This is a genomic window from Ruegeria sp. CH2 (assembly GCF_056537065.1).
In genome coordinates this window covers 258,808-281,473 of record NZ_JBQFQV010000002.1, presented here as the reverse complement: position 1 = coordinate 281,473, position 22,666 = coordinate 258,808, and the positions used below count along the sequence as shown (strand labels likewise).

Here is a 22,666-nt window from a genome sequence, read left to right as displayed (position 1 = left end):
ACTGCAGTTCAAGTTCTTGAACTCTCGTGGTTCTGCCCCATGTGCCGCCTGATACACTGCGCCCTCTGGTACTTTCTGCACAAGCAGCGTAAAAGAAGTGCCGCGCGTAACAATTGGAGCTTTGCGTCGATGAAAGAGCATCGTGGCCGCCTGACCAAGGACGGTATCCGCATCTATGAACAGGGTGATTTTGCCGGGATGCACGCGGCGGGCGCTCTGGCGGCGCGGATATTGGATGATATCGCCGCGCATGTCTTTCCCGGTCAGACCACGGGTGCGCTTGACGGGCTGATCACGCAGATGGTCGAGGATGCGGGCGCGACCTCGGCCACGATCGGCTATAAGGGGTATGAACACGCCAGCTGCATCAGTGTGAACCATGTGGTCTGCCACGGTATTCCCGGTGACAAGAAGCTGAAGGATGGCGATATCCTGAACATCGATGTGACCGTCATCGTGGATGGCTGGTTCGGTGACACCTCGCGCATGTATGTGGCGGGCAAGCTGCCGCGCAAGGCCGAGCGTCTGATCCAGGTAACCCATGACGCACTGTTCAAGGGCATCGAGATGGTCAAGCCGGGCAACACGTTCGGCGATATCGGCCATGCCATTCAGGCCTATGTCGAAGCGCACCGGATGAGTGTTGTTCGCGACTTTTGCGGGCACGGTCTGGGCCGCGTGTTCCACGCGCCGCCGAATGTGCTGCATTATGGCCGCCCCGGCACAGGCGCGGTTCTTGAGGAAGGCATGTTCTTTACCATCGAGCCGATGGTCAATCTGGGCCGCCCCGAAACCAAGACACTGGCCGATGACTGGACCGCCGTGACCCGCGACAAGTCGCTGTCGGCACAGTTCGAGCATTCGGTGGGCGTAACGGCGGATGGGGTCGATATCTTTACCCTGTCACCGGGCGGCAAATTTCACCCGACCTATTCGTCCTGATCGGCGGCCTGTTCGCGCAGGAGTTTCAGCAGCATCGTCTCAGCCCCCCAAGGGGTAACCGCATCGTGGATGAACACCGGCGCGCGCAGGGGCTTGGGGTCAGGTTTCGCCATGACCTCGGCGTCGCGGGAGACTGTCCAGACAAAGGGTGTCAGAGCATGATCCATGGCTGCACCCTAGCACAGTTGGGGGTCAGAGTCCCAACAGCGGGTGCGCCTGTGACATATCCGTGATCACCTCGGCCCCAAGATCGGCCAGCCTGTCACCACCGCCATGCGGCGCGTAGGCCAGACAGCGCATATTGGCCCGGATTGCGGCTGTAACGCCATTGTGGCTGTCTTCGATGACCACCGGGGCCTGTGCGCCAAAATTCTCGGCCGCCAGTTGGAACATCTTTGGATCAGGCTTGCCGGTGCCAAGCACATGGGCCGAGAACATCACATCTTTGAACCGGTCCCAAAGCCCATTCTGGCCCAGCGTGATCTGCATCTTGTCCGGGCTGCCGTTTGAGGCCACGCAACAGGGGATGCCCCGCTGATCCAGCGCCGCAAGCAGGTCCTCGACACCCGGCACCAAAGGCACACCGGCGCGCAGGCGGTCGTAGGTTTCGGCATAGACCTGATCAATCCAGTCTTCGGGCAGATCAGCGCCCATTCCACGCGCCTTGTCGCGCACCCCGACCATGGTTCCGCCCACAAACAGGGACATGCATTCGGGCAAGGTCAGGTGCAGGCCATAGCCCGCCAGATTGTCCGCCAGCACCTGGTTCGAGATCACCTCGCTGTCGACCAGAACGCCATCGCAATCGAAAATGACCAGATCATGCACTTTGATCACCGTTCCGCATCAATGAAATATACGTGTCGCCATATTTGCGGCTTTCGTGCAACGTGAACCCGGCCGGAGCCTGCATCCGTGAGTTTTCTTCCCAAACCAGCAGCGCATCATCCGCGATCCAGCCATTGGACAGCGCGGCAATGGCTTTCTGACCCATGGCCTTGCCATAGGGCGGGTCCAGAAAGATCAGATCGTAGGGTGCGCCCGGATTTTCGCCCAACCGGGTTGCATCCCGGCGGATCAGGTCGGTGCGCCCGGCACTGCGGGTCAGGTCGATATTCTTGCGGATCAAACCCTGCGCCACGCGCCCGTCATCGACGAAGGTGACATGCGCCGCGCCGCGTGACAGTGCTTCGAGCCCGAGCGCCCCGGTGCCAGCAAACAGGTCCAACACGCGCAGGCCGTCGAAATCGATCTGATGGACCAGCACGTTGAACAGGCTTTCGCGCACCCGGTCGGTGGTCGGGCGCAGATGTGCGCCCGCATCGCCCTTGCCGATGGGGGTCAGGGCGCGACCGCGGAACTCTCCGGCGATGATCCTCATGCCTTGAGCAGCGGTTTAAGGTCTGCATCCGGGTCAGCCACGACGGCCGGGTCTGCCGTTTTTCCCATCTCGATCAGGCGCTTGCCAACCATATAGGCGCGCGGATCGTTCATCGCGTCGACCGCAATCAGCTTGTCACCGTTGTAATACCAGAAGGATACGGTCTGCCCTTCGCCCTGCCGCGTCACCACGCGGTCATATCCGGTGTTCAGGCCCGCGATCTGAAGCTTGACGTCGTATTGATCCGACCAGAACCACGGGGTTGCCACATAATCCTTGGCCGCGCCCAGCATGTTCTGGGCCACGATCTCGGCCTGATCAATGGCGTTGGGGACGCTTTCCAGACGGATGCGGCCTTCGCCATGCGGAAAAGAGGCGCAATCGCCAGCCGCCCAGATCGACGGGTCGGACGTGCGGCCATGGGCGTCGGTCCTGATGCCGTTATCCAGTTCCAGCCCGGCCATCTCGGCCAGCTGGGTCGCGGGTGCAATGCCGACGCCAACCACTACAAAATCAACGTCCAACTTTGTGCCGTCGGTCAGAACCGCGCCGGTGACCTTGCCGTTTTCGCCGATCAGACGATCCAGCCCGACACCCTCGCGGATGTCAGCGCCGTATGCACTGTGCAACGCGCGGAAATAATCGCTGGTCTCGGGCGCTGCGACCCGTTGCAGGATACGGTCGGCCATTTCAATCAGAGTGACCTTGACGCCGCGCTTGGCGCAGACAGCGGCAGCTTCGAGCCCGATATACCCGCCGCCCACGATCAGCGCGCGGGCGCCTTCGGTCACTTTGGGCTCCATCTCGTCGATATGGGCCAGATCGCGCACCACATGCACACCGTCCAGATCGCCACCAATCGCGGCAGGCAGGCGGCGCGGGTCCGATCCGGTGGTCAGCGCCAGTTCGTCGTAAGAGATAACCTCATCCCCCAGCGTGACCGTTTTGGCCTTGGGGTCGATACCGGTGACGCGCTGACCCAGACGCAGGGTGATGTTGTTTTCCGTATAAAAACTTTCAGGCCGCAGGAACAGACGCTCAAGCTCCATCTCGCCCAGCAGATAGGCTTTGGACAGGGGCGGGCGCTGATAAGGCAGATGCGGCTCGGCCCCGATCAGAGTGATTTCACCCTCAAACCCGTCCTTACGCAGACGGGCCACCAAAGACGCGCCTGCCTGCCCCGCGCCGATCACGACAATATGGCTCATGCTTTGCCTACCCCGCAGTTTTCAAGTGGTCACCGTGTTCAGACCACCTATATTGCGGCTAAGCCCAATTCTGCAAATCCAAACGACAGGAGCTGAATAATGATTTCAACAGGAGATACCCTGCCCGAAGCAACGCTGATCCAGATGGGTGCGAACGGGCCGGAAGAGGTGCGGATTTCAGACAAGACCAAAGGCCGCAAAGTGGTGATCTTTGCCGTGCCGGGGGCCTATACCGGCACCTGCACGACCGCCCATGTGCCCAGTTTCATCCGTACAAAGAAACAGTTTGACGCCAAGGGCGTGGACGAGATCCTGTGCCTTTCGGTCAATGATCCGTTTGTGATGCAGGCGTGGGGGCAATCCACGGGCGCGACCGAGGCAGGGCTGACCATGGTATCGGACGCGGCGGCAGAGTTCACCAAGGCCATCGGCATGGATTTCGACGCGCCGCCCGTGGGGCTTTTTGCGCGATCCAAGCGATATGCAATGCTGGTCGAGGATGGCAAAGTCACGGTGCTGAATATGGAAGAAAACCCCGGCGCCTGCGAAATTTCCGCCGGAGAAGGCCTGCTGGATGTGATCTGATTTTGATCGGCCCCGGTCCGACCGGGGCCTTTCGCCGCCAATTTAACTTGAAGCACCGCCCCAGAGCGCGAATACTTGGCGTATTCATACGGGGAGTTTTTTCATGAAACTTAACGCGTTCTTCCTATTACTGTCCGGCGCGGCCCTTTTGGCGGCCTGCGGACCGGCCCCAACCCCGCAACAGCAAGCCGCACGCCAGCACGAAATCGCCTGTCTGGGCGGAACGTTGGGCGGGGCGCTGATCGGGGGCGCCATCGGCAACCAGTTTGGTGGCGGATCGGGCAAGACGATCCTGACCGCGGCGGGCGCTGCCGCCGGCGGCATCGAAGGTCAGAGATTCGCGTGCTGAGGAGGTCGATATGAAACAGTTAAGCCTGGTGATATTCATGGTGGCTTTGGCCGGTTCGGGTCACGCCGAAAGCGTGGCTGAGCTGCACGAAAACGAGTTGAGGGCCATCGACGCCAACAATGACGGGTTCCTGTCCAAAGACGAGTTCGATGCTTTCTCGGATTACGCCTTTCAAACGATGGACGAAGACAGGAACGGCACTCTGGGTCAGGCCGAGGCCAAACCGTTCATGGACATCAAACTGTTCCGCAACGCTGACCGAAACGGCGACAACGTAATCTCAAGACCTGAATTTGACACCCAGATGGGTGAGGATTTCCTGTCTGCCGATCAGGACGGGAATGGTCAGCTTGATTAATGGCAGGAGCATGAGATGAACAAATGGCTCGGTTTGACAGCGCTGGCGCTGGTTGCGGCCTGTGACGTGCCGCAGGCCCCGTTGGTGACAGGCCCGGACGGACAGGCCCGCATTCAGATCAACCTGTCTGGCCTGACCTGCTATGAAACCAAGTGTCTGGATATCAACCCGGCCGCGCGCAGTGTGCGCCAGATCGGAAACAAGACCACGGGTATTCCAAGGGCGATTGACGTCAGCGACGGCACTGTCACGCCTGCCGAGTTCCGGCAGATGGGCACTGCCGCATCGCTGGCTGGCGGTGAAGGGTCAGGCCGCAACGACCGCTAGCACAGACTGTCCATCTTGCGGGCCAGTTTGGCATCCAGCGAGGACAGGCCGCCCACATCATGGGTCGACAAGACAACCTCGACCGTGCGGTAGACATTGAACCATTCGGGGTGATGGTTCCACTTCTCGGCCCAGATTGCCACCTGTGTCATCCAGCCGAAGGCATGGACAAAATTGTCGAAAATGAAAGTCTTGGTGATCGCATCGCGGCCTTCAACCATGGTCCAACCGTTTTTGAACAGCGGATCCAGCAGCGGGCCACGGGTTTCGGTCGACAAGAGTTCGGTCATTGCTGTTCCTCCGGGTTCGATTTCCTGAACGGGCCGTAATCCGTCAGAATCTCGATCTCTTCTTCCACTGCGTGGCCTTCGGCGTCCAGATATTTCTTGACCGCATCAGCAAAACCCGGATCGCCGACCCAATGCAAGCTATGCGTGCGTGTTGGCAGGTACCCTCGCGCCAGCTTATGTTCGCCCTGTGCGCCTGCCTCGACCCGGGCCAGACCGTGAGCAATGGCAAAGTCGATTGCCCTATAATAGCACAGTTCGAAATGCAGGCAGGGATGATGTTCGATGCAGCCCCAATAGCGCCCAAAAAGGGTTTCCCGGCCGATAAAGTTCAACGCACCCGCAATGGGAAAGCCATTCCGTTCTGCCATCACAAGGGCCATGTCATCTGCCATTGTGTCCTGTGCAATATCAAAGAACTTCCGCGTCAGGTAGGGTGAGCCCCATTTGCGCGATCCGGTGTCCTGGTAGAACCGCCAGAACGCGTCCCAGTGTTCGGGGCGCAGCTGGTCACCGGTCAGAGTGCGGATCTCACCGCCAAAACCACAGGCCTGCGCGCGTTCTTTCCGGATAGTTTTGCGCTTGCGCGACGACAGCGCGCTCAGGAAGTCGTCGAAATCCGCATAGTTATCGTTCAGCCAGTGAAACTGCTGCGATCGGCGCAGCATCAGGCCCATCTGTTCGCCAGCAAGGGCTTCGTCTTCGGTACAGAAGGTCGCGTGAAGGGACGAGACCCGGTTGTCAGCTGCAAGCTGCACCGCCCCCTGAACCAGCGCCGACATACCGATCCGTTCATAGCCCGGACGCACCAGAAACCGCCGCCCGGTTGCCGGGGTGAACGGCACCGCGATTTGCAGTTTGGGGTAATACCGCCCGCCCGCGCTTTCATAGGCATGGGCCCAGCTGTGATCGAAGATGTATTCGCCCTGGCTGTGCGACTTGGCATACATCGAGGCCGCCGCGATCAGCATCCCGTCATGATAGGCCGTCAGGTATTGCGGCTGCCAGCCGGTGCCACGCCCTACCGAGCCGCTGTCTTCCAGCGCCAGCAAAAAGCGATGTGTGGTAAAGGGATCAAGCGGCCGCCCGCCATCGGCAGCTTCGGGGCAGGCGCAGGCATCCCACTCTGCCGCTGCAATCTGCGACAGAGCGCCCAGTACCTGAACCTCGATCTGTGCCTGATCCATATGTCCTCCGCGCCTGTCTTTTATCTGTGACCGCACGGAGGGGGTTCAAGTCGAATGCGCAGCCAAAAAGCCTTCGAAGGTCACATTGTCGGCAACCTTGCGGGCTTCTGCCTCCTGTTCGGGCGACCGGATTGTCCAACACAGGATCGGCACGCCCCGCGCCTTGAGTTCCGCCACGCGGGGGCGCGACAGGTCTGCGGCTTCGTGGCTGATGAAACTGGCGCCGACACGGTCGAAATCCGGGATATCGCGCAAGTGATCGCAGACGCTTTGCGGCAAAAGCTCGACACTGGGCTCATACGCGCAGGTCGTGATCCCGCGCGGCAGATGCGGGGCCAGCCGCGCCAGTTCAGCGACCGAGTTGGGATTGAAGGACATCAGGGCCACCGGGCCTTTGTAGCCCTGCAACGCGCGTACGGTGTCGCGTTCAAGCGCGCCCACCTTCGTGCCCATCGCCCCGTCCTGATCCTTTAATTCGATCAGCAACGGCACCCGGCCCGCGACAATTTCCAGCACATCATCCAGTGTCGGAATGCCGTCATCCCCATGCAGAAGCGGCGTGCCAGAGGCGGCCAGTGCCGTGACCTGCTGAATGGGGCCCGACTGCCCGGTCAGACGGGTCATGTCATAATCGTGAAAGACCATTGCCTGGTCGTCCGATGTCAGTTGAAGATCGATCTCGATCCCGTAGCCAGCTTCAATCGCGGCACGAATGGCCGCCCGGCTGTTTTCCGGGCGGTTCTTGGTAATGTCGTGCAGCGCCCGATGCGCAATCGGGGCCTGCAAAAACACATCTGGTAGGGGCGGCGTCATTCGATTTCGAAAATGCCTTCGATCTCGACCGCGACACCCAGCGGAAGCGACGCCGCGCTGACGGCGGAACGCGAATGGCGACCGGCATCGCCCAGCACCTCGACCAGAAAATCGGACGCGCCGTTGATCACCTGCGGCTGTGCCGTGAATTCAGCGGTCGAGTTCACGAATCCGGTCAGCTTGATCACGCGGACCAGCTTTTCGATATCGCCGCCGCAAGCCGCCTTGACCTGTGCCAGCAGGTTGATCGCGCAGACACGCGCCGCCGCAGCCCCGGCTTCGACATCCAAGTCATCGCCCAGTTTTCCGGTGATCAGCTTATCAGTCTTCGAGATCTGGCCAGATACATAAAGGATGTTGCCGACACGCACAAAAGGCACATAGTTGGCCGCAGGCGCGGGCGCGTCTTCCAGCGTTACACCGAGGCTTTCCAGTTTTGCAGCGATGCTCATTGCGAGGGTCCTTCCCTAATTTCAACTCAGCGGGACGCTAACCGGGAAGCACGGATTGGGAAAGACGGAAACCGGCAAATTTCGGCCTTCCTGCGATCTGAGCGTATCTTTACTGAAAACTCACTGTTGATCGACGGTCACTTTACCCCACCGTGATGAACAGGTTACACGCAAGGTGTTTCATTTAAGACCTGAAACGACTATGTGACTGCAACTTGTGCCACCCCGGCACGTGGATTTTGGTGGATTATTGATTGAATGTCCGGCGGGCGCATGTGCCGGGCCATTTAGGAGAAACAAAGATCGTGTCGAGCAGATTTCGCCTGAAACACCTTGTTTTACTGTCGGTCATGGCCCTTGTGTCCGCTTGCGCAACAACGCCGCCAGAGGGTGCCTTGCGCAGCGACGTGTTTGATCCGTACGAAAATGCGAACCGGGGAATTCACAAGTTCAATCTGGGTGTTGACCGGTTCCTGTTCCGTCCGGCCTCGAAAGGGTATGTCAAAATCGTTCCTGACCCGATGGTCACCAGTTTCAGCACTTTTGCCGAAAACATCTCGCTGCCCGGTCAGGCAGTTGACTACCTGCTTCAGGGCAATCCAAAACAGATGGGCAATGCTCTGCTGCGCTTTGTGATCAACATGACCGTCGGCGGCTTTGGCTTGTCCTCGCCCGCTGATGAGCTGAACCTGCCACCCGTTGACACTGATTTCGGTGAGACCTTGCATGTCTGGGGGGTTGGCGAAGGCGCTTATGTCGAGCTACCGTTCTATGGCCCGTCGACCCAAAGGGATGCGATCGGGGTTGTGGTCAACCTGTTCTCGAATCCGATCAATTTCAGCCCGACCCGCCCCGCCGACAATCTTGGCGTCTACGCCGAAATTGTGCGGCGCATGGGGGATCGGGGTCGGTTCTCGGATACTGTCGATTCCATTCTTTACGAAAGTGCCGACAGCTATGCGCAGGCTCGCCTGATCTATCTGCAAAACCGCCGCTTCGAACTGGCAAGAGATGACGAAGACGCCTATCTGGACTTGTATTCTGACCCCTATGCCGAAACCGGGACGGACCCGGTCAGGGACCCCTATCTTGACCCCTATGAGGACCCCTATGCTGAATAACGCGTTGAACCGTCGCCATTTTATCGCAGCCGGGCTTGCGCTGGCAGTGCTGCCCGTACCTGCCTTTGCCCAGACCGAGGCCGCCGCCAAGGCGCTTGTGACCAACGTGGTTTCCGACATCAACCGGGTGATCGAGTCGGGTAAATCCGAAAAAGCGATGCTGCGCGATTTCGAAAAGATCTTTGTTCAATATGCTGATGTGCCGATCATGGCGCGCTATGCGTTGGGTGCGGACGCCCGCACAGCCAGCCCGACCCAGCTGAAACAGTTCACCGCTGCATTTCAGGGCTATATCTCGCGTAAATACGGTCGCCGTTTTCGTGAATTTATCGGCGGTGAGGTCGATGTTCGCAATGCCCGCAAGATCAAAGCCGGGTACGAGGTTCGCACGTTGGTCAAGCTGCGCGGATCAGCCCCGTTCGACGTAACGTTCCTTGTTTCCGACAAATCAGGTCGGGACAAGTTCTACAACATGTTCATCGAAGGCGTGAATCTGTTGCTGACCGAGCGAACCGAAATCGGCGCGATGCTGGACGCCCGCAAAGGCAATCTGAATCAACTGATCTCGGACCTGAAAAAGACGGGTTAAGCCGTTTCCGGCACAAAAGTGTGCCGGACAGCTCGTGTTTTTGGAAGTTCAAGAGGGTCGGGTCTGCCTGACCCTTTCTCGTGATGCGCGTGCCTGACAGATTTACGGCATGTAGCTGCGAACCAACGCGCCTGCGATCAAAGCCCACCCGTCAGCGATTACGAAAAACGCCAGCTTGAACGGCAAAGACACGATGGCAGGTGGCACCATCATCATGCCCATCGACATCAATACCGCTGCAACCACAAGATCAATGATCAGAAAGGGCAGGAAGATCAGGAACCCGATCTGAAAGGCGCGCGCGATCTCGGACAGCATGAAAGAGGGCATCAACACCGATAACGGGGCCTGAGCTGACAGCTCGATCGCGTCACCGCCGGGGCGCAGGGCCGCCATTGCATAAAACGTATCTGAATCCAGCCGGTTCGCCATGAAGGTGCGAAACGGCTCTAACGCGCGTTCCAGCGCGGGCTCGACCGCCATGGTTTCTTCCATCATCGGGCGTATTCCCGCGGTCCAGGCCTCGGTGAACACAGGGTCCATGATGAAATAAGTCAGAAACAGCGCAAGACTGACCAAAAGCATATTCGGCGGTGATTGCTGAAGGCCAACACCCTGCCGCAGGATCGACAGCACGGTGATCAGAAACGGGAAACAGGTGATCATGATCGCCAGACCCGGAGCAACGCTGAGCACCGTGATCAACAGGATCAGCTGGATGGTGCGGGCCGAGATCGAACCGCCTTCGCCCAGCGACAGGGTCACATCCTGAGCCGCCGCCATCGACGGCAGGGACACCACTACAGCCAGACCCAGCCAGATCACATAGCGCATCAGCCGATTCCGTTTTGCAGATCCGCAATCTCGGTCAGGCGCACGGCCAGCTGCCCCGCCTGATCGCCCTCCATCTCCTCAAGCACCCCGCGCGCCACCAGCTGATCCCCGACATACAGGTCGACCGGGTCTTCGATCCGCTTGTCCAGAGTCAGAACCGCGTTTTCACCCATGTTCAGCAAATCCCGGATCAACGGGCGGGCGCGACCTACCGAAACGGTCACTTCAATCGGAACAGTTTCGAAGGGATTGGGTTTTTCGGTTTTCGGGAACTGGGTGTCATTCATTGGACAAAGCCTTTCTTGCCTCAAAGACGTATGCGTCAAATGCCTGTGCAATGGTGGACAGCAGGGTCGCGCAATCAATCTCGCGCCGGCTTGTGCCGACCTGCAATCGCGCCTGTCCGGGGGCCAGGCCAGGGTCTTCGATGACGCGCGGTGCGGAGTGCAGGGTCTGCGGCAGCAGGGATTGCACCGCTTGCGCGCACCCTTCCGGCACCATGATCTGCATCGGTTGTTCGATTTCCGTGCGCGCCATTTCGCAAAGCTGTTCGACGATCCGGGCGGCCAACCCGCGTTCGACCATGTCAGGCAATACGGTCTGAACCAGGCTTTCGAACATCGGTTCCAGAGACAATGTCATCCGGGTAAGCGCCTCGTGATAGGTGAAGGACATATCCTCGAGCGATCCCGCCAGTTCGGCCGAAACGCGGTCGCGGTTCTGTTCCTGCGCCTGCGCGGCGTCTTCCCAACCGGCGCCGTACCCGTTTTCGAACGCGGCAAGGCGTTGTTCCTCCAGCGTTTCCTCGTCCAGGTAAAGAACGGCTTCGGCGCTGGTCCGAGTGGTGAAATCCTCAAGCAGATGAGCGATGGACATCACACGCGCTCCTCACCTTCTTCAAGCCAGCTGCGCAGGATCTCGACCGTTTCTTCCTGCTTGTCGCCGATCATTGCGCGCAACCGATCAACCGGATCCCCGATGGCACTGACCCCAAGCACGGGAACGGCCCCTTGTTGGGGCAGCGGCGTGAACTCTGCCGTTCCGTCCGCCGCGATTTCACCGGTCAGGACCGACGGGGCCGGTGCCCCTCCCTCCGCGGCCGGCAACAGCGCCGGGACCATCGCGGGTTTCATCAGGATTGGACGGATCACGAACAACGCCAGCACCAGTGACACCAGCGCCAGCGCTGCCATCTGAATCAGTGACATGGCGTCCAGATGGATGTTTTGCCAAAGCGAAGAGGAAACCAGCGTGCCTTGCGGCGTGACCACTGGTAAATCCAATGATTTCAGCGTGATGACGTCCCCGCGCGCGGCGTCAAATCCCACAGCCGAGGCCACCAGTTCCTCAAGTGCGTCGAGTTCTGTTTGCGGCAGCGGCGTGAAGGATTCAGCGCCCGAGGCATCCACCGCCCGCGTTCCGTTGACCAGAACGGCAACCGTCAGGCGTTTGATCGCACCGGGGGCGGTGTGCACCTCCAGCTCGGTTTCGGAAACCTCGTAATTCACCCTCTCACGTGTCTGGGTCGCGGTCGAATTCGATTCGTCCCCCCCCGCGCCATCGCCGTCGGGCAGGTTTGAGGCCACGGTGACATCGGCTGACTGGTTGCGCGCGCTGTCGGAGCGTTCCTCGACATCTGTACTGATCGCCACCCTGCCCTTGGGGTCAAAGCGCCGCTCACGCAGGGATTCCGTCCTGGTTTCGGTATCGACGCTGACCTCGACAACGGCATTCCCCGTACCAACGCGTGCTTCGACCAGACGCAGAACCCGTTCCCGCAACTGCCGGGCTTTGTCATCTGCCGTATCGGCGGCCACGGCGGTGTCCTGCCCGCCAATCACGGACCCGTTCGAATCGATCACAGTCACGCTTTCAGGCGACAGACCACTAACGGCCGAGGCGACAAGAAACCGGATAGCCTTGGCCTGATCGCCGGTGATCTCGCCCCCCGAGGGCACCAGATAGACCGAAGCCGTCGGTGCGACGCTGCGCTGAAACGGATTGGCAGAGCCATTGGCGATATGAACGCGGGCCTGGCTGACATGCGGGCTGCCCACGATTGTACGCGCCAGTTCACCCTCTTTCGCGCGCCAGTAGGCGGCATCAAACATCTGGGAAGTGGTGCCGAAACCGTTCAGAGAATCAAGCAGTTCGTAGCCCTTGGTGCCGTTGGCAGGCAGACCTTCGCTGGCCAAAGTCATCCGCAGCTCGTCCCGCTGTGCGCCCGAAACGTAAATTGATCCGCCCCGAATCTCGTAGGCCACGCCACGCTGATCCAGCGCACGCACGATATCCCCGGCGGCCCCGCTTTCCAGACCCGCGTAAAGCAGGGTCATCGAAGGCGCTGTCGCAAGGCGCGACATTCCGAGGATCCCGAGAAACACCAGTACAACCGCACCGGCAACGACGATTTGTTTACGCCTGTCCAAACTTGCCCAGACAGTTCCGATCTGCTGCACGCTCACCTCCGACTCGCCGACATTCTGCCCGGCGCATCCTCTGTTTGGACGATTGCCCTTAACAATCGGTTAGTCCCTGCGAGGTTATGACAGGACAGATCACAGGAATGAGGACGTCATGACCGACGCAACGGCTGAACAGGCGGAAGCCCCGGAAAAGAAGGGGAAAAAAGGAATGATCGTCGGGGTGATTCTGGCCATCGCCGGTGCCGCCGGTGGGTATTTCCTGACCTCGTCCGGGCTGCTGCCGCTGGGGAACAAGGCCGAGAAGGCGGAAAGCCATGACTTGGAAAAGGAAGAACCGGCCAAGGCATTGGCGGATGTTGCCTTTCTCGATTTGCCGCCGGTGATCGTTTCGGTGAATTCCGGCGGCGCGCGGCATCTGAAGTTTCACGCACAGCTTGAGGTTAACGCCCCGTACATAACTGACGTGGAAAAAATGCGACCGCGAATCATGGATGTCCTGAACGGGTATCTGCGGGCCGTCGAATTAATGGATCTTGAGGATTCACTGGCGTTGATGCGCATCCGGGGCCACCTGCTACGCCGCATCGAGATTGTCGTTGGCGAAGGTCGCGTGCGCGACGTGCTGGTGATGGAATTTGTTCTGAACTAGGAGGCGAAATTGGAGCTGATTGCGGATATTTTGCTGGTCGCCGGCGCCATGGGTGCGGGTCTGTATTGTTTTGTGCTGTCGCGCCGTCTCAAGCGTTTTGCCGATCTTGAAAAAGGCGTCGGCGGCGCGGTGGCGGTGCTGTCGACCCAGGCGGAAGAGTTGCGGAAATCACTGGATGATGCGCGCAACGCCTCTGATCAGTCAGGCGACCAGCTTAAGGCGCTGACGGGGCGCGCCGAAACGGTGGCACAGCGGCTGGAACTCATGATGGCGTCAATGCACGACGTCGTGCCCGAAAAAGACGCTGATCCCCAACCCGAGGCAGAGGTTTCAGAGACAAGTACCATCACCGAAGTTCCGGAGAGCGTGAAGCACGAAAGCAAACCCGAGCCGCAGGCCAGCGAAGCCGCTGCGCCCCAAGAACAGGCACGCGCACCTGAGGGGCTGATGTTCTTCCGGCATGACCGCAAGCAAGGCGAGGCGCAGGCATGAGCCGCCCGCGGATCAACACTCCCAACGCGCGGCCCCGCGGAGGGGTGCTTGCCGTGATCTCATTGCTGATGATCGGCTCGGCCGCTATCCGCATCGGACTGGAAGCCGGACCCGCCTTTGCCAAACCAGCCAAACCTGAGGCGGAACACGATGAACCCGTCCCGTCCGACACCCGTGACATGCAGGTTTTGCTGACAGAGCTTTTGCGCCGGGAAGAGCGTGTCAAACAAAAGGAAGACATGCTGCGCGAGCGGGAAAACGCTCTGGAAATCGCGGGTCAGGCTATCGAGATGCGCATGGCCGCGCTTGAGGAGGCCGAGGAGTCGTTGCGCACCACTCTGGCGCTGGCGGACAGGGCGGCGGAAAACGACCTGACGCGCCTGACCGATGTCTATCAGAACATGAAGCCGAAAGACGCGGCTGCGCTGTTCGAAACCATGGACCCGACCTTTGCCGCCGGGTTTCTGTCACGCATGTCACCGGATGCGGCAGCCGGGGTTCTGGCGGGGCTCAGCCCCGAAGCGGCCTATACGATCAGCGTTGTCATGGCGGGCCGAAACGCCTCGGCCCCTCAGGAATAGTCGCCCGTGTTCCCCGCAGTTGCAACACACATAGCCGGAGATCTCAGATGATTGGAATAGTTGGAATTGTCGTCATTTTCGTGATGGTCTTCGGCGGCTATCTGGCCGCTGGCGGCAAGATGACCATCATTCTAAAGTCGCTTCCGTTTGAGATGATGATGATCGGTGGTGCCGCGGTTGGTGCCTTTTTGATCAGCAACGACATCGGCGGCGTGAAACACACGATCAAGGACATGGGGAAGGTCTTTAAAGGCCCGAAATGGAAGCCCGAGGATTACCGCGACCTGTTGTGCCTGCTGTTTTCCCTCATCCGCATTGCCCGCGCCAATCCGGTAGAGGTGGAACAGCATATCGAAGACCCCGGCAGCTCGGACCTGTTTTCGTCCTACCCCAGAATTCAGGCCGACAAGGAAGCGGTTGATCTGATTTGCGACACGATGCGGTCCGCGGCGATGAATTACGACGATCCGCATCAGGTCGAAGAGGTTCTTGAGAAACGGATGGAAGCGAATTTCCACCATGCCCTGCATTCGAGCCACGCCTTGCAAACCGTGGCCGACGGCCTGCCCGCGCTTGGAATTGTCGCCGCCGTTCTGGGGGTAATCAAGACAATGGGGTCCATTGATCAGCCACCGGAAGTTCTGGGAAAACTGATCGGCGGCGCCCTTGTGGGTACGTTTCTGGGTGTCTTTCTGGCCTACGGTCTGGTTGGTCCCTTTGCGGCCAAGCTGAAATCCGTTGTCGAGGAAGACAACCACTTCTATCAGTTGATCAAGGAAGTTTTGGTTGCAAACTTGCACAACCACAATGCTGCTATGTGCATTGAGGTCGGACGCCAGAACACACCAACGCATAACCGCCCTGATTTCTCTGAGCTTGAGGATGCGTTGAAAGAGCTCAAACGGGCCGCGGCATGAGGCAAACCGCGATACTGGTTGCAGCATTGATCACACTTGCAACGGCCGCAACCTCTGAAGAGGTGACTGTGCGGTCCGGTGAACATGACGGCTACACCCGGCTGGTTTTCACCGTTCCACCGGATACGGGCTGGGTTCTGAGCCAACGCAAGAACGGCGCCAAGCTGGCAATTGACCTGAAGGGTGTCACATTTCGGACGGGTTCGGTGTTCGGGCGGTTGACATCAGATCGGCTGGCCGCGCTGTCGCAAGCGCAACCCGGTGGCGCGCTTGAGCTGGAATTCGGGTGCGACTGCACGGCGTCGGCGTTCCTGTTTCGAAACTCGATGATCGTTCTGGACATTGCGCCAGCAATAGCCCTGCCCCCCTTGCTTGCGGAAATCCCTCCGCCGACTCGAAAAAAACCGGCAGCGCCGAAAGCTTCTCCCGCGGAACACAAGCTTCTTTCCCAGCTGGACCTGCCGCTTCTGACCGGGAAGACGCACGGGATCAGGGATCAGTTGTCGACCCGTCTGGTGCAAGGGGCGGACCGTGAGCTGCTGGACCTGAATCTGGCACCTGTCGGACCGCGCCGTTCTGCCTCGTCCGAGGCCGTGACACCGTTACCCGGATTGACGTCGAACATACGCGTGACCTCGGTTCTGGATGATCTGCAGGAAATTCTGAACTCTGGTTTGCAGCAGATCGATAACAACCCGGTTTGTATCTCAACGGCTGAACTGGGCTTCACGACATGGTCCGGGACGCGCCCGTTTCCAGAGCAGGTGTCCGTCCTGCGCACCGCCCTGTACAAAGAGTTCGACCGTCTTGACGCGGAAAGCGCGCTGAAATTGGCAAAGCTCTATGCCTATAACGGCTTTGGGGCCGAGGCGCTGAAGGTTTTGCAGTTATTGACCCCCCCATCGGATGAGATTGACCGTGTTAAAGGGATTGCACGGCTGGTGGATGAGCGGCCAGCACAGGTTTCAAATCCATTCAGGGGCCAGCAACGGTGCAACAGCGACATCGCACTTTGGGCCGTGCTATCTGAGGGAAAGTTGGCACCTGATGCACATCTTGAAGCCATCGAACACAGCTTTGCAAAGCTGCCAGAGCATCTTCGCCGCCACCTTGGCACGCGGCTTTCGGATATCCTGACAGACGCGCAGGAACTGGAGGCCGCGCGAAGGATCATGCGTTCGGTCGACCGGATTGAGCAGAACCCGTCCCCGAACGCCACGCTGGCCCGTGCTGGCGTCGCCGAAGCCGAAGGCGACAGCGCCCTTGAAGAGGCGCTGTTGACCGAGGTCACGACCTCGGCCGTGGCCAAGAGCGAAGCGCCTTTGGCTTTGGCGCGGCTGGTGGAAAAGCGGTGGTCCGACCGCAAGACTGTGTCTTCAAGGGAACTTGAACTGGCCGCGTCTTACGCGATCGAGTTCCGGCGATCTGAACTGGGCCCGATGATGAACCGCACCCATGCGATTGCCCTGGGTCTGAGCCAGGATTTCGACAGCGCATTCGATGTGATCCAGTCTTTGCCAGACGGTTCGGACAGCAACAGCGCTTTCAACCGTCACCTGCAATTGCTGGCAGAGCGATCAGACGACCTTACCTTTTTGCGCCAGGTCACATTGGTGCAGCAGTCGGGCCGGGCGGCGGTGCTATCCACGGATACCGCGATTGCACTGGCCGAACGCCTGGCCGTGCTTGGCTTTGCCGATCAGGCCGTTGCGCTGGCAAACAGGCCTGAAGATCAGGCCCGGCGGTCAGAGCGTGCCCGTCTGCGCGCCCGTGCGGCGTTGTTGTCGGACCGCCCGCAACAGGCCATGCTTGAGCTGGCCAATGATACCTCGGACGAGGCGCTCGTCCTGCAGGCGCAGGCGTTGGACAAGGTGCAGGACTATGCGGCGGTGGCCGAACTCATGCAGAACCGCGGGCAACAGGAAGAAGCAAACCGATACCTATGGCTGGCCGGGTTACCGGAGGAAAGGATTGGGCCCTCTGACGGAAAGTACGCAAGCCTCAACCAAACCTCCGAGGCCCTTTTGGCCCCGCCGGTTCGCGTGTCAGGCAAGCCGTTGGCGGATGCGGGAAGCCTGCTGGAGGACAGTCTGGCAACGCGGCAGAGGATCGTCGAAATGCTGAACACGGTCAGGGTGGAGTGAGGTTTCCCAGCCAACCGGTCCAGTTGCCCGGATCGTTGCAGGCGGGACGGGGCGCGGTTCACGGTTCTGGTGGATCAAAAATCAGCGGTGTCAGGTCTGCATACCGCGCGCTTTTGTCCGGCCAACTAAGTATCACTTGACGGATGCGGTCGGCACGATCTTGTCCAAGCACGGGGGCCGCAAACTGCGTATACTTGGCGATGACATCGTCCCGTGACATGGGGGCCTCGGGGCCGCCGCGGGCATGAATATCCCCGGATTTCAGAACACGGCCATCCGTTGCCGTGATCGTGACGTCTGCCCAGCGCCCTTCGGGAAACCGGACGCTGTGGTGTTCGCTTTCCGCGACCGTGATGCGGGACATCAGATTGGCGACCGCAGGATCAGACAGGCCAGACCCTGAGATTTGTTCAACGCCGATGCGCCCGTAAACGGCCTGAACTGCCACGGCAAATGGCAGGGAATACTGCGCTTGCGAAGTTGTTTCGGGCAGTCCCGCAAAAAGGCAGGCCGCCTGATGAAAGCTGCTGATATGCAAAGTTTCGATCTGCGTGCTGGTCAGGTCATGCGCGATCATGACAGCGCGCACGCCATCAATCGCGGCATGGGCCCAGCGACAGATCGGATAGGGTTTCACGTATTGATGTTCGACCTGCCAAAAGGTTCCCAGATCCTCCCAGTAGGGTGTGACCTCTTCCGCCTCGATTGTGATGGCGGGCGCGCCGGTAAAGCCGCGTTCGGCCAGAACAGCGGCGGACAGCCCCACCATCGCGCCCCAACCCGACCCGTCATGCAGCATTGTGGGGTTGGCAATCTCGCGCATCATCTGGCTGCGTGGACCGTGATATTCGGCAATTCCCATCGCCTGCCGCATCTGGTCGACAGAAAATCCGCGCAGGCGCGCCGCCATCGCAACCACGCCAAGCGCGTTCCAGGCACCGGATGTGTGGTAATCGCTGACACTTGCGTGCAGCGACAGGCCCGCGCGCCCGGCCACCTCGTACCCGGCAACGACCGCCGCCAAAGCCTCGGGTCCGGTCAGATTCGGGCAATGTTCGGCCAGTGCGGCCAGCGCTGGCAACACGACCACCCCGATATGGCCCTTGGTGGGGTTATATCCGTCGTGACCGTCCAGATTGTCGGTTTGCGTGGCGGCAGCATAGGCAGCACCCGCCATGCTGACGGTGCGGCCATCGAACAACATCCGTGCGCCATATGCAGGATCGGTACTGGCATAAAGCAATGCCGCCGTGTCCCGCGCGATCACGCCTGCCTGCATCGGGCCGGATGCGATCAGGATCCCCATCGTGTCGAGCATCATCAGCGCCGCAGCCTCTAGTGCGCTTTCAGGCATGTCCGAGGCCGCACGGGTCAGCGTGAAATCGGCAACCCTGGAAAATGTATTTGTCTGCGGGTTATGCGTCATGAGAGCTCTCCTGTCGGGCGGGGCCGGTACAGGAAAGTCAGCCACAGGTAAGGGCGGGCTTGTACTCTGTTCCCGACGCCAGATGTCGGGAACAGAGGAAAACGAACGAAGAAGAGACCCTAGTAAGGGGCTTCGACGTCATTCATGGAAACGTAGACTGTTTTCATTTCCGAAAAATGGTTGATCGCCAGCTTCGAATTCTCGCGCCCGACACCCGACATTTTCGATCCGCCGAACGGGGCTTCGACCGGGGCAAGGTTATAGGTGTTGATATAACAGGTTCCCGCCTCGAACCCGGCAACAACACGGTGCGCGCGGGTCAGGTCATTGGTGAACACGCCTGCGGCCAGACCAAATTCAGTGTTATTGGCACGGGCCATGACCTCGGATTCCGTGTCGAAATCCAGCACCGACATGACGGGGCCAAAAATTTCCTCGCGCGCGATGGTCATGTCATCGGTCACATCCGCAAAAACGGTCGGCTGCATGTAGAAACCGTCGCCTTCGATCCGGTTGCCGCCGAAGACCAGCCTTGCGCCCTCGGCCCTGGCTTTGTCGACGTAGCTCAGCGCGATGTTCAACTGGTTTTCGCTGACCATCGGGCCAAAGCTGACGTCCTCGTCCATCGGATCACCGATTTTGGCGTTGGCCAGACGTTCGGACAGGCGTTTCAGGAAGGCATCCTTGATCCCTTTTTGCACAAAGACGCGGGTACCGTTGGAACAGACCTGGCCCGATGAATAGAAGTTGCCAAGGATCGCGCCGGACACCGCGTTTTCGATGTCGGCATCGTCAAAGACGATCATCGGAGATTTGCCGCCCAGTTCCATGGTCACGTGCTTCATACCGTCAGCCGCCGCGGCATAAACCTTGCGGCCTGTCGGCACCGATCCGGTCAGCGAGACCTTGGCCACACGCGGATCGGTGACCAGCGCGGCGCCTACCTCGCCATAGCCCTGAATCACGTTGTAGACACCCTTGGGCGCACCGGCCTCAACCAGAATCTCGGCCACTTTCAAAGCCGAAAGGGGCGTCGTTTCCGAGGGCTTGAAAACCATAGCGTTGCCGCAGGCCAGCGCCGGGGCACCTTTCCAGCAGGCAATCTGCGTGGGATAGTTCCACGCCCCGATGCCGACGCAAACGCCCAGCGCCTGACGGATGGTGTAGACGAAATCGCCACCGCCCAGCGGAATATGCTCGCCGGTCAGAGAGGCGGCCAACCCGCCGAAATACTCCAGCGCGTCCGCACCCGATGTGGCGTCTGCCACCGTAGTTTCCTGAATCGGTTTGCCGGTGTCATGGGTTTCCAGAACCGACAGGTCGTAGTTGCGGTCGCGCATAATGTCGGCCGCGCGGCGCAGAATGCGGCCGCGTTCTGTTCCGGTCAGTGCGGCCCAAGCTGCCTGAGCGGTTTTCGCGCTGTTCAGAGCCTTTTCTACAATCGCCGGTGTCGCCGAATGCAGACGGGCAATCACCTCGCCGGTAGCGGGGTAGATCACGTCAATGGCCGCGCCATCGGTATCCTCGACATAGGTGCCGTCGATGAAATGGCTGGCCTTGGGCTGAAACTTCATACCGTGTCCTTTTCGCTCGACCCCGTCCGGGCGGGGCATTTGGTCATTTTGAATCGGCCCTAATGGTTATTGACTGGCCAGTCAATAAAATCATCCAAGCGGCAAGGTCACGCCTGCCACCGCGCACAAATCTTGCAATTCTTTGGTTAATGTTCTATATATGTTCCACATAGTCAGAGGACAAACCGATGACCCAGCACATGCGCCACGCGGCCCTGAACGGGCCAAACAATGACTACCACCTGCTTCCGGTAACAGACCGGCAGATGCGATATGCGCGCGCCATTGCCGAGAAATCAGCGCTTGAGATCCCGGTCGAAGTTCAACGTGACAGGCGATTGTTGTCCGACTGGATTTCGGCCCACAAATCATGTGGCACCTCGCAATTCGACAATTACCCGACGGGCAAGCAGGTGGCGTTCGCTGAACGGATTTCACGCAGCAAGCGTCGCCCGATCCCGTCCGAGTGTTTTCGAGACAAGAAAATGATGTCCCGCTGGATTGACCACAACAGATAACCCTTATTTAGGGTCTTCTGGCGCATGATTGCGGGTATATAGCGCAACCGCAGCCGCAACAAACATTCCCAGCAGAATGTAACCGGTCACAGCCTCGGACACGGCAAGCCCGCGGCACAGGCCGGTCGGGGACATGTCGCCATACCCGACCGTGGTGAAGGTGACATATGAGAAATACAGGACATCCCCCGGACCCTGCGCCCCGACCACACAATTATCGTTGTACCCAAAAGCTCCGTAGACGGCGGCGAACAGGAACGGGACGACCTGGATGAATGACACACCCATCAGGAACAAAAGCCGTCGCGGCGATGTAACCTGGGTCATGTAATACCAGGATTGCGACACCAGCCAGATCAGCAGGCCAACCGACGCGATTGTTCCGATCATGTCACCCGCAGCGGTTTCGTTAAGACGCGATAGCCCGAACCAGGCAAGAAAACTTGTCAGAACCAGCCCCAATGCAGCAATCAGGGTCGATTTCCATTCTTCCAGAGTTGTGGGTTTGCGGTGCATGAACGCCCTCTCAGCCTAGTCTGACGGTGATCATCCGACCTAAAGCAAGGGCCTGCAACCCGCTTTCAGTCCTGCCGCAAATGCGGCTCGCCCCGCTTGCGCGCAAGCACTATCTGCTTTTGCCGTTCACGAAAGCGCATCTTGTCAGCCTCGGAGGTCTCGTCGATGCATTGGTGACAGGACACGCCATGTTCATATTCGGGGCGTTTCATATCCTCGGGCAGGATCGGGCGACGGCAGCCATGGCACAGCTTGTGCGGCCCTTCAACAAGGCCGTGGCCAACTGAGACGCGGTTGTCGAACACAAAGCAGTCACCCTGCCACGAGCTGTCTTCGGATGGCATCTCTTCAAGATAACGCAGGATGCCACCTTTGAGGTGATAGACATCCTCGACCCCCTGCCCCAACAGGTAATTGGTGGATTTCTCGCACCGGATGCCGCCGGTGCAGAACATGGCAACGCGCTTGTTGTGAAAGCGATCTTTGTTCGCCTCCCACCAGGCCGGAAATTCGCGGAAACTGGCTGTTTCAGGGTCGATTGCGCCTTCAAACGTGCCGATCGCCACTTCGTAGTCATTGCGGGTGTCGATCACCACGACATCGTCCGAACGGATCAGATCATTCCAGTCCTGCGGATCGACATAGTTGCCGACACGGGCGCGCGGATCGACATCCGGCTGACCCATGGTCACGATCTCTTTCTTCAGGCGCACCTTCATCTTGCCGAAAGGCGGATGGTCCGAGGTCGCCTCTTTCCACTCCAGATCCGAGCAACCGGGCAAGGCCCGGATATGTGCCAATACCGCATCGATCCCGGCGCGTGGACCTGCGATGGTGCCGTTGATACCTTCCTGCGCCAGCAACAGCGTTCCCGTGACGGACTGCGCGCGGCACAGATCAAGCAACGGTTCGCGCAGTGTGACGGGGTCTGGGAATCGGGTAAAGTGATAGAGGGCAGCGATCGTGTACATATGCGCGATCTACCCCCGC

The 22,666-nt window shown here is 59.6% G+C and carries 29 protein-coding genes; 13 read left to right on the top strand and 16 right to left on the bottom strand.

The genetic code is table 11. The features are described 5' to 3' along the window. The first annotated feature begins 129 nt into the window (after positions 1-129). On the top strand, positions 130-942 hold the full coding sequence (map, locus tag ACR0M9_RS06020) for a type I methionyl aminopeptidase (protein ID WP_480773093.1): 813 nt from the start codon (positions 130-132) through the stop codon (positions 940-942). Here map and ACR0M9_RS06015 read toward each other — a convergent pair. The 4 genes from ACR0M9_RS06015 to ACR0M9_RS06000 are packed head-to-tail and all read right to left on the bottom strand — an operon-like array spanning position 930 to position 3,531. Further along, the gene (locus tag ACR0M9_RS06015; RefSeq protein WP_267364635.1) at positions 930-1,109 is read right to left on the bottom strand and encodes a hypothetical protein; all 180 of its coding nucleotides are present in this window, start codon (positions 1,107-1,109) and stop codon (positions 930-932) included. The genes map and ACR0M9_RS06015 overlap by 13 nt on opposite strands. A gap of 25 nt (positions 1,110-1,134) precedes the next feature. Beyond that, positions 1,135-1,770: an HAD family hydrolase gene (locus ACR0M9_RS06010; RefSeq protein ID WP_480773115.1), complete on the bottom strand. Its 636-nt coding sequence runs from the start codon at positions 1,768-1,770 to the stop codon at positions 1,135-1,137. Continuing rightward, positions 1,763-2,323, bottom strand: a complete 561-nt coding sequence (gene rsmD / locus ACR0M9_RS06005) for a 16S rRNA (guanine(966)-N(2))-methyltransferase RsmD (RefSeq protein ID WP_480773092.1) — start codon at positions 2,321-2,323, stop codon at positions 1,763-1,765. The genes ACR0M9_RS06010 and rsmD overlap by 8 nt, the downstream gene beginning before the upstream one ends. Continuing rightward, a complete protein-coding gene (locus ACR0M9_RS06000; protein WP_480773091.1) occupies positions 2,320-3,531 on the bottom strand; it encodes an NAD(P)/FAD-dependent oxidoreductase in 1,212 nt (403 codons plus the stop codon). The genes rsmD and ACR0M9_RS06000 overlap by 4 nt, the downstream gene beginning before the upstream one ends. Positions 3,532-3,630: 99 nt before the next feature. On the opposite strand from ACR0M9_RS06000, the gene ACR0M9_RS05995 reads away from it, so the two are divergent. From ACR0M9_RS05995 to ACR0M9_RS05980, 4 genes are all read left to right on the top strand, one after another. After that, positions 3,631-4,116 carry a peroxiredoxin gene (locus tag ACR0M9_RS05995; protein ID WP_209598443.1) on the top strand — a complete coding sequence of 162 codons (486 nt, stop codon included), beginning with the start codon at positions 3,631-3,633 and terminating at the stop codon, positions 4,114-4,116. 103 nt (positions 4,117-4,219) lie between these two features. Further along, entirely contained in the window at positions 4,220-4,465 is a 246-nt protein-coding gene (locus ACR0M9_RS05990; protein WP_480773090.1) for a glycine zipper 2TM domain-containing protein, read from the top strand. A 10-nt stretch (positions 4,466-4,475) separates the two neighbouring features. Beyond that, the gene (locus ACR0M9_RS05985; protein ID WP_267364627.1) at positions 4,476-4,823 is read left to right on the top strand and encodes an EF-hand domain-containing protein; all 348 of its coding nucleotides are present in this window, start codon (positions 4,476-4,478) and stop codon (positions 4,821-4,823) included. A 15-nt stretch (positions 4,824-4,838) separates the two neighbouring features. Next, positions 4,839-5,150 carry a hypothetical protein gene (locus ACR0M9_RS05980; RefSeq protein ID WP_480538291.1) on the top strand — a complete coding sequence of 104 codons (312 nt, stop codon included), beginning with the start codon at positions 4,839-4,841 and terminating at the stop codon, positions 5,148-5,150. On the opposite strand, the gene ACR0M9_RS05975 is transcribed toward ACR0M9_RS05980, so the two are convergent. Genes ACR0M9_RS05975 through ACR0M9_RS05960 form a run of 4 tightly spaced genes read right to left on the bottom strand, consistent with a single transcriptional unit; the run spans position 5,147 to position 7,889 of the window. Further along, the gene (locus ACR0M9_RS05975) at positions 5,147-5,440 is read right to left on the bottom strand and encodes a 4a-hydroxytetrahydrobiopterin dehydratase (RefSeq protein WP_209505128.1); all 294 of its coding nucleotides are present in this window, start codon (positions 5,438-5,440) and stop codon (positions 5,147-5,149) included. The two genes, ACR0M9_RS05980 and ACR0M9_RS05975, sit on opposite strands and share 4 nt — an antisense overlap. Then, positions 5,437-6,624: a GNAT family N-acetyltransferase gene (locus tag ACR0M9_RS05970; protein WP_480773089.1), complete on the bottom strand. Its 1,188-nt coding sequence runs from the start codon at positions 6,622-6,624 to the stop codon at positions 5,437-5,439. Before ACR0M9_RS05970 ends, ACR0M9_RS05975 begins: the two co-directional genes overlap by 4 nt. 45 nt (positions 6,625-6,669) lie before the next feature. After that, entirely contained in the window at positions 6,670-7,437 is a 768-nt protein-coding gene (locus ACR0M9_RS05965) for a glycerophosphodiester phosphodiesterase family protein (RefSeq protein ID WP_480773088.1), read from the bottom strand. Beyond that, complete coding sequence (locus ACR0M9_RS05960; RefSeq protein WP_480474299.1) at positions 7,434-7,889, bottom strand: RidA family protein; 456 nt, start codon at positions 7,887-7,889, stop codon at positions 7,434-7,436. Before ACR0M9_RS05960 ends, ACR0M9_RS05965 begins: the two co-directional genes overlap by 4 nt. 350 nt (positions 7,890-8,239) lie before the next feature. Here ACR0M9_RS05960 and ACR0M9_RS05955 point away from each other — a divergent pair, with 350 nt between their 5' ends. Both ACR0M9_RS05955 and ACR0M9_RS05950 read left to right on the top strand, forming a co-directional pair. Continuing rightward, positions 8,240-9,010: an MlaA family lipoprotein gene (locus ACR0M9_RS05955; RefSeq protein WP_480476848.1), complete on the top strand. Its 771-nt coding sequence runs from the start codon at positions 8,240-8,242 to the stop codon at positions 9,008-9,010. Continuing rightward, on the top strand, positions 9,000-9,599 hold the full coding sequence (locus tag ACR0M9_RS05950) for an MlaC/ttg2D family ABC transporter substrate-binding protein (protein WP_480554371.1): 600 nt from the start codon (positions 9,000-9,002) through the stop codon (positions 9,597-9,599). The genes ACR0M9_RS05955 and ACR0M9_RS05950 overlap by 11 nt, the downstream gene beginning before the upstream one ends. 102 nt (positions 9,600-9,701) lie before the next feature. On the opposite strand, the gene fliP is transcribed toward ACR0M9_RS05950, so the two are convergent. Genes fliP through fliF form a run of 4 tightly spaced genes read right to left on the bottom strand, consistent with a single transcriptional unit; the run spans position 9,702 to position 12,892 of the window. After that, positions 9,702-10,433 (bottom strand): flagellar type III secretion system pore protein FliP, encoded by a 732-nt coding sequence (gene fliP / locus ACR0M9_RS05945; protein ID WP_480474301.1) that lies wholly within the window; start codon positions 10,431-10,433, stop codon positions 9,702-9,704. Beyond that, entirely contained in the window at positions 10,433-10,720 is a 288-nt protein-coding gene (locus ACR0M9_RS05940) for a FliM/FliN family flagellar motor C-terminal domain-containing protein (RefSeq protein ID WP_267364617.1), read from the bottom strand. The genes fliP and ACR0M9_RS05940 overlap by 1 nt, the downstream gene beginning before the upstream one ends. After that, positions 10,713-11,309, bottom strand: a complete 597-nt coding sequence (locus ACR0M9_RS05935; protein WP_480518033.1) for a FliH/SctL family protein — start codon at positions 11,307-11,309, stop codon at positions 10,713-10,715. Before ACR0M9_RS05935 ends, ACR0M9_RS05940 begins: the two co-directional genes overlap by 8 nt. Beyond that, a complete protein-coding gene (gene fliF / locus ACR0M9_RS05930) occupies positions 11,309-12,892 on the bottom strand; it encodes a flagellar basal-body MS-ring/collar protein FliF (protein ID WP_480773087.1) in 1,584 nt (527 codons plus the stop codon). Before fliF ends, ACR0M9_RS05935 begins: the two co-directional genes overlap by 1 nt. A 118-nt stretch (positions 12,893-13,010) precedes the next feature. On the opposite strand from fliF, the gene ACR0M9_RS05925 reads away from it, so the two are divergent. From ACR0M9_RS05925 to ACR0M9_RS05905, 5 genes are read left to right on the top strand one after another with little or no spacing between them, the layout of a single operon-like run. Beyond that, complete coding sequence (locus ACR0M9_RS05925; protein WP_480773086.1) at positions 13,011-13,508, top strand: flagellar basal body-associated FliL family protein; 498 nt, start codon at positions 13,011-13,013, stop codon at positions 13,506-13,508. A gap of 9 nt (positions 13,509-13,517) precedes the next feature. Next, positions 13,518-14,000, top strand: coding sequence for a hypothetical protein (locus ACR0M9_RS05920; RefSeq protein ID WP_480773085.1), 483 nt, complete (start codon positions 13,518-13,520; stop codon positions 13,998-14,000). After that, positions 13,997-14,581: a MotE family protein gene (locus ACR0M9_RS05915; RefSeq protein ID WP_480484556.1), complete on the top strand. Its 585-nt coding sequence runs from the start codon at positions 13,997-13,999 to the stop codon at positions 14,579-14,581. The genes ACR0M9_RS05920 and ACR0M9_RS05915 overlap by 4 nt, the downstream gene beginning before the upstream one ends. Positions 14,582-14,628: 47 nt before the next feature. Beyond that, complete coding sequence (gene motA / locus ACR0M9_RS05910) at positions 14,629-15,498, top strand: flagellar motor stator protein MotA (protein ID WP_480484555.1); 870 nt, start codon at positions 14,629-14,631, stop codon at positions 15,496-15,498. Then, complete coding sequence (locus ACR0M9_RS05905; protein ID WP_480773084.1) at positions 15,495-17,642, top strand: hypothetical protein; 2,148 nt, start codon at positions 15,495-15,497, stop codon at positions 17,640-17,642. Before motA ends, ACR0M9_RS05905 begins: the two co-directional genes overlap by 4 nt. A gap of 58 nt (positions 17,643-17,700) precedes the next feature. Here the strand turns inward: ACR0M9_RS05905 and ACR0M9_RS05900 are convergent, their stop codons facing one another. Together ACR0M9_RS05900 and betB are read right to left on the bottom strand one after the other, a co-directional pair. Then, a complete protein-coding gene (locus ACR0M9_RS05900) occupies positions 17,701-19,068 on the bottom strand; it encodes an MmgE/PrpD family protein (RefSeq protein WP_480484553.1) in 1,368 nt (455 codons plus the stop codon). 119 nt (positions 19,069-19,187) lie between these two features. Next, positions 19,188-20,642 carry a betaine-aldehyde dehydrogenase gene (gene betB / locus ACR0M9_RS05895; protein ID WP_480773083.1) on the bottom strand — a complete coding sequence of 485 codons (1,455 nt, stop codon included), beginning with the start codon at positions 20,640-20,642 and terminating at the stop codon, positions 19,188-19,190. A 188-nt stretch (positions 20,643-20,830) separates the two neighbouring features. Here betB and ACR0M9_RS05890 point away from each other — a divergent pair, with 188 nt between their 5' ends. Then, positions 20,831-21,160 (top strand): hypothetical protein, encoded by a 330-nt coding sequence (locus ACR0M9_RS05890; protein ID WP_480518051.1) that lies wholly within the window; start codon positions 20,831-20,833, stop codon positions 21,158-21,160. A 3-nt stretch (positions 21,161-21,163) separates the two neighbouring features. On the opposite strand, the gene ACR0M9_RS05885 is transcribed toward ACR0M9_RS05890, so the two are convergent. Together ACR0M9_RS05885 and trhO are read right to left on the bottom strand one after the other, a co-directional pair. Next, complete coding sequence (locus tag ACR0M9_RS05885) at positions 21,164-21,676, bottom strand: potassium channel family protein (protein ID WP_209505145.1); 513 nt, start codon at positions 21,674-21,676, stop codon at positions 21,164-21,166. Between the two features lie 65 nt (positions 21,677-21,741). Continuing rightward, positions 21,742-22,647 (bottom strand): oxygen-dependent tRNA uridine(34) hydroxylase TrhO, encoded by a 906-nt coding sequence (gene trhO / locus ACR0M9_RS05880; RefSeq protein ID WP_480556390.1) that lies wholly within the window; start codon positions 22,645-22,647, stop codon positions 21,742-21,744. Between the last annotated feature and the right edge of the window lie 19 nt (positions 22,648-22,666).